Origin of the sequence: Saccharopolyspora flava, assembly GCF_900116135.1 — a bacterium.
Taxonomy (GTDB): Bacteria; Actinomycetota; Actinomycetes; order Mycobacteriales; family Pseudonocardiaceae; genus Saccharopolyspora; species Saccharopolyspora flava.
In genome coordinates this window covers 177,039-190,543 of record NZ_FOZX01000008.1, presented here as the reverse complement: position 1 = coordinate 190,543, position 13,505 = coordinate 177,039, and the positions used below count along the sequence as shown (strand labels likewise).

Here is a 13,505-nt window from a genome sequence, read left to right as displayed (position 1 = left end):
CTCACTCGCGGTCCGTCGCCCTGCGAAATGTCGATACCGTACCGTAAGTGGTACGCTTTTGACGGCGTTAGGGGTGAGTCATGGGTTATCGGCGTGACCTGTGGGAGATCGCTGCGGAGAACCACGGCGTGGTAACCGTCCTTGAGGCCGAAGACGTCGGCGTGCCTGCCGTGGAGGTGCGCAAGCTCGCGCATCGCGGTGCTCTGAGGCCGTATGGCAAGGGTGTATATGTACATCGGGATATCCCACCCGATGAGCTGACTCAGTCGGCAGTAGCGGCAGCGCTAGCCGGCGACGGGGCATTTCTGCATCGCGAAGCAGTCCTGGACGTACTGAGACTTGGGCAGTTCAATCCACGCCGTATCAGGGTAGCCAGCCGTCGCCGGGTGCGTAGGACTCTCCCGGATTGGGTTGACCTCGAAGTCCGTGCGGATATCGCAGATGAGGAACTGACGCAGCACGAGGGCATCCCCGCCACCACCGTGCGGCGTGCTTTGAAGGATGTGTTCGACAGGATGCCGGTGGAACGCTGGAGGGTGCTCGTCGATCAAGCGCACCGACGTGAATTGATCGACGATCGCGAAGTCGCAGAGCTGAGGAGCTGGAAGGAGCACGTTAGGTGAGCTCCGCCTTCGCGCCACTGACAATCGCGCAGCTGAACGCCCGGGTCGAGGAGGTATCCCGCGATCTCGGGGTGCCCAGCGCGCGCGTGCGCCGCATGCTCTGCACCCTCATCGTGTCCCAGATGCTTCCCGATGCCGTCGCGATCAAGGGCGGGATGGGCGTCAAGCTACGAATGGGCGAGACGGGCACCCGTGCGACGGCGGATCTGGACGTGTCCACCCGGCAGCGAGGTGAACCCTTCGAGCAGGAGTTCCGCGCGCGCCTGGAGCAGGGATGGGGCACGGTTCCTGCGTCCAAGGGCGCACTGCGTCAGAACCCAGACGCGCCGGATCGTGTGGCGTTCTCTGCGACCCTGAAGCCTCAATCGCTCCACGATCCGGGTCTCCAGCAGCCCCAATATGTGATACACCCCTACAAGGTCACGCTGTCTTTCCTGGGCAAGGTCTGGGCGGCTCTTGATGTGGAGGTGTCTGATCCTGAGATCGAACCGCATGCGCACACACGCCGCGCCGTCGACGCGGACCTCGCCGAATTGAGTGCGCGTTTCGGTTTCGGTGAGGTCCACCCAGTGGAATTGATCGACTTGGAGTACCAGATCGCCCAGAAGATCCACGCCATCACGGATCGCTATTACGAACGTGCCCACGACCTGGTGGATCTGCAGCTCCTGTGGCAGGCCGGCCCTGAACTCCCAGTCGTGAGGGAGTTCTGCCTCCGAACGTTCGCGTTCCGTCGCGCCCAAGAATGGCCGCCATTGCCTCTGCGGGCTATGGACGGATGGGAACTCGCTTACCTCGAATCCCGGGAAGAAACAGAGATCGACGGTACCTCGCCAGTGCTGGAAAGCATCGACTTGGCTCGCGAATGGTTCGAACGCGCGATCGCATCGATCGATGCGGCTGCCCACCCAGGCGCGTCGCAGCAGGCATGAACAAAACACTGACTTTTGGACTGACCATCGGGGCGACGGCCGGCGCGACTGCCCGCCGCTGAACCATGCGGGACTGAGCAGATTCCGCACCATCCGGAGTTCCGGCCTCACCTCCCGCTCATTTTTTGTAGCTGGTCATGCTCCTGGTCCTTTACCTCGTTCTTGTCGGGATCGTCAGCCATGCGGCAATCTTCATAGACGCCGATGGTCAACGCCTAGTACAAGATTGGCCGCGGATGACGGCAAAAGATGGGTCACGTCGGACTCGCTGAACGGCGCCGCTATCGCAGCGTGTGAGGCATGCACGCAAGCGTAAGGATCCGGGTTCGAGCCTCCGGAGATGAGCGGTCCCGTCCTCTCGGCCTTGGAAGTCTCTCACGCTGAGAACAGGGCGGGGATGTTGTTGACGCGAAGCAGGTCTTGGAGCTCGGCACACCGCTTTGCCTGGGCCGGGATCACGAACCCGGTCAACATCTCCAGGCGCAACACCAAGGACCGTCCGTCGTCGTCCGTGAACGCGATGTGGATGTTGTTGCGCTGGTTGAGCTGCCGTGAGTCCAGCCCTCCGGCAATCGCCTCGAAGGTGCTCACCTGGCGGCCCGCGATCGTGACGTCACTGACCGACGTGTACGGGATGACCAAGTCGGACCAGAACCTGCTCCCGCTCTTGCCCGTCAACGCGAAACGATCAGCCCAGACAGCCAGGTTGACGCCGCCGGACTTGGCTTTCGGAAGACCGGGCAGGCCTCCCCGGTACGTGACCGTGTACGACGCCAACGGTTTCATGAGCTGGTCCTTGCAAGCGCGGTTCCTGCCGAGGAGGGCACAGGCTTCACGAGGGTCACGCGAACTTGACGCCGCGACACAGAGCCAAACGACCCTGTTCGCTTGCATCGAGAGCTGGGAGCTATATCCGTCAGAACATGAGCAATTGGGTACAAATCCGGCACAAGTCGGTGTGGCAGCCGTCAGAGGACGACGACAAACTCGCACCGGTGTTTTCCTGTTCAAGGCCCTCATGAAGGGTGTGTTCGCTGGTCGCGGCGCCTCGTGGTGCGCTACATCACCAAACGCGGCCTCTACCGCGAAACCCCAGCCGAGTGGGGTCCTTAGCGGGGAGATTCGCACGCGGGTCAGCCCGGGTGTTCAAGGCGGACGTGGACGACGTCGAACCGGTGCGGGGTCGCGTCGGAGGGCGCCAGGACCACGCCGTCCGCGACGTGCGCCGGGCCCGGTGCACGCCCGGCCAGGGCCTGCTGCACCAGCCGGTTCAGCCGCTCGCCGCAGTGGCGGTAGAACCGGAGTTGCGTGCTCCTGCCGAACACCGCCCAGCCCAGCTTCACCACGGGGCCCAGATCGGGTGAGCGCTGCGAATACCCCGAGACGAGGAACTCCACGCGGCCCGAGGTGGGGTGCTTGGTCACCAGGTAGCTCATCTTTCCGCGTTCGAGGTGCCCGTCGAGGGTTTCGTACGACCAGCCCCAGATCCGCTCGGGACCGGTCTCGTCGACGATCTCCGTCACGCGCACGCCCATGTGGAAGCGCAGACCGGCGAAGTGGCCCTCCAACAGCAGATCCCGGCCCAGCAGCGCTGATCCGCGCCGGTAGATCGCGCGGATCCGGCCCGGGGTGGCGAACTCGTAGTCGCGCACCAGCCGGCACGCGGTCTCCCAGATCCCACCCGGTTCGGGCGGACCGGGCCGTTCGATGCCGAGGGACCGGCGGTGGGAGTCGACGTTCCAGAACGGCGCGCGCACTTCCTCCGCCGCGTAGTTGACCTGCCGCCACGCCAGGTCGTCCAGCGCCGCGACGTGATCGACGCCGGTGAGCAGGCCGCCGCGGGAGCCGCTCACTCCAGCTCGCGGAGGGTGTCGCCGATCAGCCACAGGGTGGGCGGCCACAATCCGACGAACAGGGCCCTGCGCTCGGCGTTGCCCCGCTCCTCCTGGTCGACGGTCTTCGCCCGGATCCACAGGCCGATGCACAGGGCCACCGATCCCATGGACGCCGCCTGCAGGTACGCGCTGCGCACGCCGATTCGGTGTAGTTGCGCGATCACCGATGTCACCTCGCTGACGTGTGATCCTGCTCGACTGGAGGGACCATGCCAGCATCCCTGCTCCCAGCCGGTTCCGCGAAAGGGAACGAGATGGCCGAGATCACCGGGCGCGTCACCCTGCTGACGGGGTGGTTGCTGGGCATGGCGCTGGTCTCCTGGCGCTACCTGTGGCAGACGACTCCGCTGCACCGCAGCGAGGTGCGGGTGCGGACCGATGAGCGGCCGTCGCCGGAGATCCCCCGCGAGCTGCGCGACGAGCGCTGCCAGCCGGAGGCGGCCGGGGTGGGCGAGCTGTACCACCGGCTCTTCAGCGTGCGCATCGAGGACGGGGTGCGCGGCCCCGCCGAGCTGATGGAGCAGGTGAAGGAGAACCTCAACTGCGCCGCCCCCACCGAAGTGGCGAGGTTCTACAAGACCAGCGGCGAGACCGACGCGATGCGCCTCGGCGACGAGTTCGTGGTGCGCATGCCAGGACCGTGGGACGGTCCCGTGCGGGTCGTCGCGTGCGAACCCGACCGCTTCCGCTTCGTGACGCTGCAGGGGCACCTCGAAGCGGGGCAGATCGAGTTCCGCGCGGTTCCGGGGGACGACCACCTGCGCTTCGAGATCGAGACGTGGGCCCGCCCGAGCAGCGGGCTGGTGAACCTCCTCTACGCCCAGCTCCGGCTGGCCAAGGAGATGCAGCTGAACATGTGGGTGCGCTACTGCTTGAGCATCGCGGGCGTGTGCGGCGGCCGAGCCAGCGGGGGAGTGACCATCGAGACCCGGCGCGTACTCGCTTGAGCCGCCGACGGGGAGCCTCGCGCCCAGCGGTCCGCGCGTCGCATGACCATCACCACAGCCGGACGTGCACCGGCCGGTTGGTTCCGCGCCCGTCACCCGAGCGGTTCGCCTCGGTGCGGTGCGAGTGCAGCAGACCGATGACCGGTTGGGAGGTCAGCTGTTCCTCCTGGTCAGGGCCCGAGCCGGGGCGTCGTCGCTGGTAGCCGGTCTCGTGGTGCGCTTCGACGACGAACGCGGCCGCACCGCCAGAGCGATCCGCGGGCCCGCGTGGACCCGGGCGCAGCGCTCGGGCATAAAGGACTCGTACGCGAAGGCCGGGCGGATCCCAGCCGGGACCGGCGGCCTATCCTGCTACCCGGCGTGGGCACACCGAGCCCGGCCGAGAGGAGTGACGTGGCAGCCACCGAGAACGCCCGCGAGCTGGCCCTGATCGCCGCCCAGGCGGCGGCCGACAAGAAGGCCACCGACGTGGTCCTGCTGGATGTCTCCGAGCAGCTGGTCATCACCGACTGCTTCATGATCGCCTCCGCGCCCAACGAGAGGCAGGTCGAAGCGATCGTCGACTCGGTCGAGGAGAAGCTGCGCGCGGCGGGCGTCAAGCCGGTCCGGCGCGAGGGCGCCCGCGAGGGGCGCTGGGTCCTGCTGGACTTCGTCGACCTCGTGGTGCACGTCCAGCACGACGACGAGCGCGCCTTCTACCAGCTGGAGAAGCTGTGGAAGGACTGCCCGCGGATCGAGTTCGTCGACCAGGGCGCGCCCGCGGAGGACGCCGAGTGAGCCTCGACCGGCTCGTGCTGTGGCGGCACGGCGAGACCGACTACAACCTCGCCGGCCGCATCCAGGGGCACCTGGACAGCTCGCTGACCGCCAACGGCGTCGAGCAGGCCGAGCGGGCCGCCCCCGACATCGCGGCCTTCGAGCCGTCGGTGGCCATCAGCTCCGACCTCAACCGCGCGCGGACCACCGCCGCCGCCTACGCCAAGGTCAGCGGTGAGCCGGTGAAGCTGGACAAGCGGTTGCGGGAGACCCACGTCGGCGAGTGGCAGGGGCTCAGCGGCGCCGAGGTCGAGCACGGCTGGCCGGGCGCGCTCAACACCTGGCGGGCGAACCCGACGTGGGCGCCGCCCGGCGGGGAGTCCCGGGTGGAGGTCGCCGCGCGGGCCGTCGAGGTCGTCGCCGAGCTGGACGACCAGTTCACCGACACCGCGCTGCTGGTCGCCCACGGCGGGCTGATCACCGCGCTCACCGCGAAGCTGCTCGCCCTGCCCGTGGAGCTGTGGCCGGGCCTGGGCGGTGTGCGCAACTGCCACTGGGTGGTGCTCAAGCGCCGCAGCCCCAGCGATCACCGCTGGCGCCTGATGGCCTACAACGCCGGCGCCCAGAGCCACGCGTGATCGCATCCGCCGTCTGACGTCGTAGGGTTGCGCTCGTGTCCATTGCCGTCGTCACCGATTCCACGGCCTACCTGCCTCCCGGGTACGCCTCGCGGTACGGGATCCGGGTCGTTCCGCTGCACGTCAGCGTGGACGGCGGGAAGCACGTCGACGAGACCGGGTTCTCGCCCTGCGACCTCGCCGACGCCCTGGAGCGCAAGCAGCGGGTGACCACCGCCAGCGCGACCTCCGGAGAGCTGGCCCGCGCCTACCGTCGGGCTCTCGACGACGGGGCCGAGGGCGTGGTCGCGGTGCACCTGTCCCGGCAGCTGTCGGGGACGTGGGACGCGGCGCGGCTGGCCGCGCGGGAGACCGATCCCGACCGGATCCGGGTCGTGGACTCCCGGTCCGCGGCGATGGGCCTGGGCTTCTCCGTGCTGGCCGCCGCCGACGCGGCGACCGCCGGGGCGGATCTGGCCGAGGTGGAGCACACGGCCGCGGTCACCGCCGCGCGCACGACCACCACCTTCTCCGTGCAGACCCTTGAGTACCTGCGGCGCGGCGGCCGGATCGGCACCGCTGCGGCGGTGCTGGGGACCGCGCTGTCGATCAAACCGCTGCTGCACGTCCACGACGGGCGCATCGACGCCTTGGAGAAGGTGCGCACCACGACCCGGGCGATGGCGCGGCTGCGCGATCTGTCGCTGGAGGCGGCGGGTTCCGGATCGGCGGCGATCGCGGTGCACCACCTCGCCGCGACCGAGCACGCCGAGGAGCTCGCGGCGCGCTTCTCCGCCGAGCTGGGGGAGTCGGTCGAGTGCGTCGTCTCGGAGGTCGGCGCGGTCATCGGGGCGCACATCGGGCCCGGATCGGTGGGTGTCGTGGTTCTCCCGAACGGGTGGCGTTTCGGCGGTTGAAAACCCTTCGGGGCGCGGATTCCACACCATCGAGCTGAATCTCGGCGGGTATCCATCCACAGTAGTCAGATGCACCAAAAATGAACGTGCACAACGTCTTTCGCTCGCGCTAACGTCGTCGACATGTTCGACTCCAAGCTCTTCCGCGCCACCGATGACGACTCCTACGAGCAGCTCGGCACCCGGTCCCGGCTGCAGACGCTGCGCCGCGAGGCCGAGCACGACGAACCGACCGACCGGATCGAGCGCAACTACTCGGTTAAAAAGCCCGAGGGCGGCCGAAGTTCGCCGCTGTCGCTGCTCGCCGAGCGATGGCTCCCGGAACCCCTGCTGCGGTCCAGAGTGGACCCCGGCCGAGCCGGGCTGCTCGCGGTCGCGCTCGTAGCCGCCGTCGTGCTGGCCGGGGTCCTCGTGCTCGCCTGGTCGGACCGGCCCGAGGCCGAGTCCGCGCCGCCACCGCTGCCGCCTCCGCCCGCACCCGTGTCGACCGGTCCCACCGCTCCCGCCGAGCTGGTGGTCAGCGTCGTGGGCCGGGTGGAGCGGCCAGGTCTGGTCACCGTGCCCGCGGGCGCGCGGGTCGCCGACGCCGTGTCGGCGGCCGGTGGCGCGCTGCCCGAGACCGACCTGACCGGGCTCAACCTCGCCCGCCGCCTCGCCGACGGCGAGCAGCTCTACGTCGCCATCCCCGTGTCACCTGAAGCCCAGCAGGCCCAGTCCGGACAGCCGGGTTCCGGTGGTGGTGACGGCAGGCTCGACCTCAACGCGGCGACGAAGGAGCAGCTCGATGGACTGCCAGGGGTCGGCGAGGTCACCGCCGAGCGAATCCTGCAGTGGCGCACCGAACACGGCCGCTTCGACTCCGTGGACCAGCTCGGCGAGGTCGGCGGGATCGGCGACGCGCGGCTGTCCAAGCTGCGCGACCTGGTGCGGGTGTGATCCGGCGGCCGGACCTGCGGCTGGTCCCGGCCGCCGCGGCGGTCTGGCTGGTGACTCTGCTGGGCCTGCGGGCCGGGTGGGTCTGCGCTGCAGGGGTGGCCTCGGCGGCCGCGATCGCGGCCCCGCTGGTCCTGGGGTTCTCGCGGCGCCGGGCGGGAGCCAGGGCCGTGCTGGTGGTCCTGCTGCTGGCAGGGGTCGCGGGCAGCGCGATCGCGGTCCGGGTCCACGACGTCGCCGAGCACCCGCTGCGGCGGGCGGCGACCGGGGGCGAGGCGGTGACGGTTCGGGTCGAGCTGACCTCCGCCCCGACCCCGCTGCGCGGCGCGGCTTTCGGCGGCAGCCGGGCGCAGGACCGCTCGCTGGCACGCGCCGAAGTGGTGACCACCGAGGTCGCCGGTCGGCGCGTCCAGTCCGGCGGTTCGGTGGTGCTGCTGGTGCCGACCGACCGGTGGCACGGGCTGATCGCCGGGCAGCGGCTCACCGTCCGGGGCAAGGCGGCACCGCCCCGGGACGGCCGGCTGGTCGTCGCGATGCTGCCGATCCACCAGGCGCCGAGCGAGGTGAGCCCGCCGCCGCGATGGCAGCGGGTCGCCGCCGAGCTGCGGTCGGGACTGCGCGAGGTCTCCGCCGAGCACCTGTCCCCGGAAGCCTCGGGCCTGCTGCCCGGGCTGGTGGTCGGAGACACCGCGGGGCTGCCACCGGAGGTGGAGCAGGACTTCGAGACGGCCGGGCTCAGCCATCTCACAGCAGTGTCGGGCGCCAACCTGGCGATCGTGTGCGGCGCGGTCCTGGTGCTGCTGCACCTGCTGGGACTCGGCCCGGTGGTCTGCGCGGTGGGCGCCGCACTGGTCCTGGTCGGGTTCGTGGGGTTGACCGGACCGGAGCCGAGCGTCCTGCGCGCGGCCGCGATGGGGGCGATCACGCTGCTGGCGCTGGTGCTGGGGCGGCGACGCTCGGCGCTGCCCGCCCTGGCGGCGAGCGTCGTCGGGCTGTTGCTCCTGCTCCCGGAACTGGCGACCAGCGCCGGGTTCGCCCTGTCGGTCGCTGCGACGGCGGGACTGGTGCTGCTCGCCCCGGCCTGGGCGGCCGCGCTGCGCGCCCGCGGTGTCCCGGTCGGGCTGGCGGAGGCGATCGCGGTGCCGGTGGCCGCCCACGTGGTCACCGCGCCGTTGATCGCCGCGATCTCCGGTGGGGTGAGCCTGGTCGCGGTGCCGGCGAACCTGCTGGCGGCACCGGTGATCGCACCGGCGACGGTTCTCGGCGTGCTGGCCACCGTCACCGCACCGGCGTCGACGTGGCTCGCGGGGCTCCTCGTCGAGCTGGCGGGCCCGGAACTGGCGTGGGTGCTGCTGATCGCCGATCGCGCCGCCGCGGTGCCGGGGGCGGTGTTCGACTGGCCGACCGGGACCGGTGGGGGACTGCTGCTCGCGGTGTTGCTGCTGGTGGGGCTGATCGCGTTGCGAGGAAGGAGGGTTCGGCTGCTGGCGGTGGTCGCGGTGCTGCTCAGCGCCCTGGTCGTGCTGCCGGTGCGCACGATGCTGCCGGGCTGGCCGGTGCCGGGCTGGAGCGTGGTGGCCTGCGACGTCGGGCAGGGGGACGGGCTGGTGCTGGCCACCGGCACGCCGGGGGAGGCCGTGGTGGTCGACACCGGGCCGGACCCCCGACGGTCCGCGAACTGCCTGCGGCGCTTGGGGATCCAGCGCGTGTCGATGGCGGTGCTGACACACCTGCACGCCGACCACGTCAGCGGTCTGCGCACGGTGCTCGGCGAGATGCCGGTCGGTGCGGTGGGGATCGGACCGCTGCGGGAACCGGAGTGGGCGTTCGACGATCTGGTGCGCGACACCCGCGCGCACCGCGCACCGATCGTCGCGCTGCAGGCCGGGCAACGGCTGACCTGGCCTTCCCTGGTGCTCGACGTGCTGGCCCCGGATCCGAGCGTGACCCGGACCCAGACAGCAGACGACGCCAACGACGCCTCGCTGGTGATCCGCGCGACCACCCCGGCGGGCCGGGTGCTGCTCACCGGAGACGTGGAGCTGCCGGGGCAGGGGCGGCTGGTGTCGTCGCGGGAGGACTTGCGAGCCGACGTGCTCAAGGTGCCGCACCACGGATCCCGGTACAGCGCACCGCGTTTCCTCACCGCGGTGCGGCCCGGACTCGCGCTGATCAGCGTCGGCGCGGGCAACGACTACGGCCACCCCAACGCCTTCGTGATCGACACGCTCACCCGCGCCGGTGCCCGGGTGCTGCGCACCGACCAGGAAGGGGACATCGCGGTCCTGCCGGGGCCGCGGGGACCGCGCTTCGTCTCTCGCGGAGATCCCTTGCGCGCCGAGGAGAACTGACCGTCCGTTGTGGACGACGAAGCGGGTGGCCGCCCGTGGGGGCGACCACCCGCTCGCGAGAGAGGAGGTTCGACCTACAACTGGATCAGAGGCCGGCTGGATCGGAGCCCGGCTGGATCAGAGGCCCAGCGCCTGGTTCACCGACTCGGTCGTCGGCGCCACGGTGGCCTTCGGGCCCAGCTCGCCCTCGACGGCGTCCAGGGTCTTGAGACCGTCACCGGTGATCAGCAGGACCGTCTCGGCGTCCGGGTCGATCTTGCCGGCCTCGATGAGCTTCTTGGCGGTCGCGACGGTCACGCCACCGGCGGTCTCGGCGAAGATGCCCTCGGTGCGGGCCAGCAGGCGGATGCCGGCGCGGACCTCGTCGTCGGTGACGTCCTCGATGGCGCCGCCGGTCTTGCGGACGACGTCGAGCACGTACGGACCGTCGGCGGGGGCCCCGATGGCCAGCGAGCGGGCGATGGTGTCCGGCTTGACCGGCTGCACCACGTCGTGGCCGTTGCGGTAGGCGGTGGAGACCGGGGAGCAGCCGGTGGCCTGCGCGCCGAAGATCTTCACCGGGGAGTCCTCGACCAGGCCGACCTGGCTGAGCTCGTTGAAGCCCTTGTAGACCTTGGTCAACTGCGAGCCGGAGGCGATCGGCACCACGATCTGCTCGGGACGACGCCAGCCCAGCTGCTCGGCGACCTCGAAGGCCAGGGTCTTGGAACCCTCGGAGTAGTAGGGCCGGACGTTGACGTTGACGAACGCCCAGTCCTCGTGCTCACCGGCGAGCTCGGTGGCCAGCCGGTTGACGTCGTCGTAGTTGCCGTCGACCGCGAGCAGCGAGCCGTCGTAGACCGCGCTCATCAGGATCTTGGCGCGCTCGAGGGTCTTGGGCACCAGCACGACCGAGTCCCAGCCGGCGCGGGCCGCGGCGGCGGCCACGGCGTTGGCGAGGTTGCCGGTGGACGGGCAGGCCAGCACCTTGAACCCGAACTCGCGGGCGGCGGCCAGCGCCACGGCCACGACGCGGTCCTTGAAGGAGTGCGTGGGGTTGCCGGTGTCGTCCTTGATCCAGATCTTCTTGACACCCAGCGCCTTGGCCAGGTTGTCCGCCTGGATCAAGCGGGTACAGCCGGGCTCGGTGTTGGGGATCTGGTCGACGGTGCTCGGCACCGGCAGCAGCTGCTTGTAGCGCCAGATGGAACGCGGACCGGCCTCGATGTCCTCGCGGCGGAGCTTCGGGAAGTCGTAGGCCACCTCGAGCGGCGAGAAGTCCTCGAGGGAGACGAACTCAGGGGCCAGCGGCTGCCGGTGTCCCTCTTCCTTGGACACCAGTTCGACGGCGTTGCCGAGATCGAGCTTCGTGCCGGCGGTCGTGGCGGCGTGGGCAGCAGCAGTCATCGCGCGAGGTCCTCTCCTCATCTGTCCCGCGGACGGGTCGGAATTGGCACCTGTTTGCGTCCGTGACCTCGCGCCGGTTTTTCGCACGATGCATCGGACGAACGGTTGCCGGGGCTTCAACGGGCCGTTCCCTCTGCCCCTCTGGATGAGCTATTCGGTTGTGGCGGCAACGTTAGTGGAACGCACGTCTTCCTGGCCAGTGCGCATCCAGATGGCGGGACTGTCGCCGCTCCGTGGGACCATGCCCGCATGAGCTCACCGACCGTTGTCGCCGACCCCCTGCACCTGGTGCTCGGGGACGAAGAGCTGCTGGTCGAGCGCGCGATGTGGGCGGCGGTCGGTGCCGCGCGCGCCGCCGATCCGGAGGCCGATTTCAGCCGGGTGAAGGTGAGTGAGCTCACCCCTCCTGAGCTCGCTGAAATGCTGAGTCCCTCGCTGTTCGCAGAGGCGCGGGTGCTCGCGATCGAGTCGGCTCAGGACGCGGGCAAGGAGATCGCCGAAGCCCTGCTGACCCACGCCAAGCAGCCCGCCGAGGGCATCACGCTGATCGTGGTGCACAGCGGCGGTGGCCGGGCCAAGCACGCCAAGGAGTTGCCCAACGCGCTGAAGAAGGCGGGCGCGCGCGTCACCGAGTGCAAGAAGCTCACCAAGCCCGCGGACCGCGAGGCGTTCGTCCGGGACGAGATCCGCCGCGCGGGAGGCAAGTCCGACTCGGGCGGGGTCAACGCCCTCATCGAGGCGGTCGGTTCGGACCTGCGGGAACTGGCGGCGGCGGCCTCGCAGCTGGTGGCCGACACCGGCGGCAAGATCGACGCGGACGCGGTCGGCCGGTACTACCGGGGCCGCGCCGAGGTGACCGGGTTCGCGGTCGCGGAGAAGGCCGTGGTGGGCGACCGCGCCGGGGCGTTGGAGGCGCTGCGCTGGGCGATCCAGCTCGGGGTGCCGCACGTGCTCATCGCCGACGCCCTGGCCGATTCGGTGCGCACCATCGGCCGCGTCGCGGCAGCGGGCGGCCGCAACGATCCCTACCGGCTGGCGGGGGATCTCGGCATGCCCGCGTGGAAGGTGAAGAAGGCGCTGTCCCAGTCGCGGGGCTGGACGCCGACGAGCCTGTCCGCCGCGCTGCAGGTCGTCGCCGAGGTCAACGCGGGCGTGAAGGGCATGGCCGCCGACGCCGACTACGCCCTGGAGAAGACCGTCCTGCGCCTGGTGTCGCTGCGCAACCAGCGCGGCTGATCACGCCACCCCGATCAGCACCACCCCGGCCAGCACGACCACCGCGCCGGTCATCCGCCGCACCGGCTGCGCCTCGCCGAGCACCCGCCAGGCCAGCAGCCCGGCGACGACGATGCTCAGCTCCCGCGCCGGGGCCACCAGGCTCACCGGCGCGAGCTGCATCGCGAACAGCACGAGGATGTAGGCCAGGGGCGAGAGCACGCCGACGGCGATGATCTCCCGCCGGTGCTCCGACCAGATCCGCGCGAGCGCTTCGCGGCGGCGGAGCGCGTAGGGGCCGAGCAGGACGCTGCGGCTGAGGTTGTTGGCCCAGTCGAACAGCAGCGGGGACAGCGCCAGGCCGGTCACGGCGTGCGCGTCCCAGACCGTGTAGGTGGCGATGAGGGCCCCGGTGAGCAGGCCGAACCCGACACCGGCGAGGTTCGTCCCGGCGCGCGGAACGCCGTCGGACAGGCCGATCACGAACACCCCGCACACCACCAGCAGCCCGCCGCACGCGCCGAGCCAGCCGGGCCGTTCCTGCAGCACCAGCACGGCCACCAGCATCGACAGCAGCGGCCCGGTGCCCCTGGCCAGCGGGTACACCACCGACATGTCGCCGACGGCGTAGCCGCGCTGCAGCAGCAGGAAGTACCCGAGGTGGATGATCGCGCTGACGAGAACGCCCAGCAGGAACGTCGTGGGGGAGGGGACGCCGTCGTGGAGGCTTCCCCACACCAGGGTGCCGAGGGCGACGGGCAGGTAGAGCACCGCCGAGCAGCTCGCGGTCAGCCACACGAAACCGGCCCCGGATGAACCGGCACCGGATGAACCGGCCCGCTTGGCGAAGAAGTTCCAGCCCGCGTGCGCGAACGCGGCGAGCACGACGAGAACGACGGCGACAGCCCCCATGATCCTCAGGAGCCTAGTCCC

Annotated in this window: 14 protein-coding genes and 1 riboswitch; of the genes, 9 read left to right on the top strand and 5 right to left on the bottom strand. The window is 70.3% G+C overall.

Going from position 1 to position 13,505, the window contains the following annotated elements:
• Nucleotides 1-80: 80 nt before the first annotated feature.
• Nucleotides 81-623, top strand: coding sequence for a type IV toxin-antitoxin system AbiEi family antitoxin domain-containing protein (locus tag BM424_RS21690; RefSeq protein WP_093421105.1), 543 nt, complete (start codon nt 81-83; stop codon nt 621-623).
• On the top strand, nt 620-1,555 hold the full coding sequence (locus BM424_RS21685; RefSeq protein WP_217649790.1) for a nucleotidyl transferase AbiEii/AbiGii toxin family protein: 936 nt from the start codon (nt 620-622) through the stop codon (nt 1,553-1,555). The genes BM424_RS21690 and BM424_RS21685 overlap by 4 nt, the downstream gene beginning before the upstream one ends.
• 375 nt (nt 1,556-1,930) lie before the next feature.
• Here BM424_RS21685 and BM424_RS21680 read toward each other — a convergent pair whose 3' ends face one another.
• The 3 genes from BM424_RS21680 to BM424_RS21670 form a co-directional block, all read right to left on the bottom strand.
• On the bottom strand, nt 1,931-2,341 hold the full coding sequence (locus BM424_RS21680) for a hypothetical protein (protein ID WP_093421102.1): 411 nt from the start codon (nt 2,339-2,341) through the stop codon (nt 1,931-1,933).
• A gap of 347 nt (nt 2,342-2,688) precedes the next feature.
• Nucleotides 2,689-3,408, bottom strand: a complete 720-nt coding sequence (locus BM424_RS21675; RefSeq protein WP_093421100.1) for a DUF1990 family protein — start codon at nt 3,406-3,408, stop codon at nt 2,689-2,691.
• Entirely contained in the window at nt 3,405-3,614 is a 210-nt protein-coding gene (locus BM424_RS21670; RefSeq protein WP_139274129.1) for a hypothetical protein, read from the bottom strand. The genes BM424_RS21675 and BM424_RS21670 overlap by 4 nt, the downstream gene beginning before the upstream one ends.
• A gap of 90 nt (nt 3,615-3,704) precedes the next feature.
• On the opposite strand from BM424_RS21670, the gene BM424_RS21665 reads away from it, so the two are divergent.
• From BM424_RS21665 to BM424_RS21640, 6 genes are all read left to right on the top strand, one after another.
• Entirely contained in the window at nt 3,705-4,397 is a 693-nt protein-coding gene (locus BM424_RS21665; RefSeq protein WP_093421095.1) for a DUF1990 family protein, read from the top strand.
• Between the two features lie 393 nt (nt 4,398-4,790).
• On the top strand, nt 4,791-5,174 hold the full coding sequence (gene rsfS, locus BM424_RS21660) for a ribosome silencing factor (RefSeq protein WP_093421092.1): 384 nt from the start codon (nt 4,791-4,793) through the stop codon (nt 5,172-5,174).
• Nucleotides 5,171-5,791 carry a histidine phosphatase family protein gene (locus BM424_RS21655; protein WP_093421090.1) on the top strand — a complete coding sequence of 207 codons (621 nt, stop codon included), beginning with the start codon at nt 5,171-5,173 and terminating at the stop codon, nt 5,789-5,791. Before rsfS ends, BM424_RS21655 begins: the two co-directional genes overlap by 4 nt.
• A gap of 35 nt (nt 5,792-5,826) precedes the next feature.
• Nucleotides 5,827-6,687: a DegV family protein gene (locus BM424_RS21650; protein WP_093421087.1), complete on the top strand. Its 861-nt coding sequence runs from the start codon at nt 5,827-5,829 to the stop codon at nt 6,685-6,687.
• 123 nt (nt 6,688-6,810) lie between these two features.
• Nucleotides 6,811-7,623, top strand: coding sequence for a ComEA family DNA-binding protein (locus BM424_RS21645; RefSeq protein WP_175548205.1), 813 nt, complete (start codon nt 6,811-6,813; stop codon nt 7,621-7,623).
• Nucleotides 7,620-9,971, top strand: coding sequence for a DNA internalization-related competence protein ComEC/Rec2 (locus BM424_RS21640; RefSeq protein WP_093421085.1), 2,352 nt, complete (start codon nt 7,620-7,622; stop codon nt 9,969-9,971). Before BM424_RS21645 ends, BM424_RS21640 begins: the two co-directional genes overlap by 4 nt.
• Nucleotides 9,972-10,088: 117 nt before the next feature.
• On the opposite strand, the gene thrC is transcribed toward BM424_RS21640, so the two are convergent.
• Nucleotides 10,089-11,357 carry a threonine synthase gene (gene thrC / locus BM424_RS21635; RefSeq protein ID WP_093421082.1) on the bottom strand — a complete coding sequence of 423 codons (1,269 nt, stop codon included), beginning with the start codon at nt 11,355-11,357 and terminating at the stop codon, nt 10,089-10,091.
• Nucleotides 11,358-11,371: 14 nt separating this feature from the next.
• Nucleotides 11,372-11,509: riboswitch (SAM riboswitch) on the bottom strand.
• A gap of 97 nt (nt 11,510-11,606) precedes the next feature.
• On the opposite strand from thrC, the gene holA reads away from it, so the two are divergent.
• Nucleotides 11,607-12,593, top strand: coding sequence for a DNA polymerase III subunit delta (gene holA, locus BM424_RS21630; protein ID WP_093421079.1), 987 nt, complete (start codon nt 11,607-11,609; stop codon nt 12,591-12,593).
• Here the strand turns inward: holA and BM424_RS21625 are convergent, their stop codons facing one another.
• Nucleotides 12,594-13,484: an EamA family transporter gene (locus BM424_RS21625; protein ID WP_093421077.1), complete on the bottom strand. Its 891-nt coding sequence runs from the start codon at nt 13,482-13,484 to the stop codon at nt 12,594-12,596.
• Nucleotides 13,485-13,505: the final 21 nt, after the last annotated feature.

What these genes read in the sequence shown, in the direction of transcription:
- holA (WP_093421079.1), top strand. Translation starts at nt 11,607, where the DNA reads ATGAGCTCACCGACCGTTGTCGCCGACCCCCTGCACCTGGTGCTCGGG.
- BM424_RS21690 (WP_093421105.1), top strand. Translation starts at nt 81, where the DNA reads ATGGGTTATCGGCGTGACCTGTGGGAGATCGCTGCGGAGAACCACGGC.
- BM424_RS21665 (WP_093421095.1), top strand. Translation starts at nt 3,705, where the DNA reads ATGGCCGAGATCACCGGGCGCGTCACCCTGCTGACGGGGTGGTTGCTG.
- BM424_RS21625 (WP_093421077.1), bottom strand. Translation starts at nt 13,484, where the DNA reads ATGGGGGCTGTCGCCGTCGTTCTCGTCGTGCTCGCCGCGTTCGCGCAC.
- BM424_RS21645 (WP_175548205.1), top strand. Translation starts at nt 6,811, where the DNA reads ATGTTCGACTCCAAGCTCTTCCGCGCCACCGATGACGACTCCTACGAG.
- BM424_RS21680 (WP_093421102.1), bottom strand. Translation starts at nt 2,341, where the DNA reads ATGAAACCGTTGGCGTCGTACACGGTCACGTACCGGGGAGGCCTGCCC.
- thrC (WP_093421082.1), bottom strand. Translation starts at nt 11,357, where the DNA reads ATGACTGCTGCTGCCCACGCCGCCACGACCGCCGGCACGAAGCTCGAT.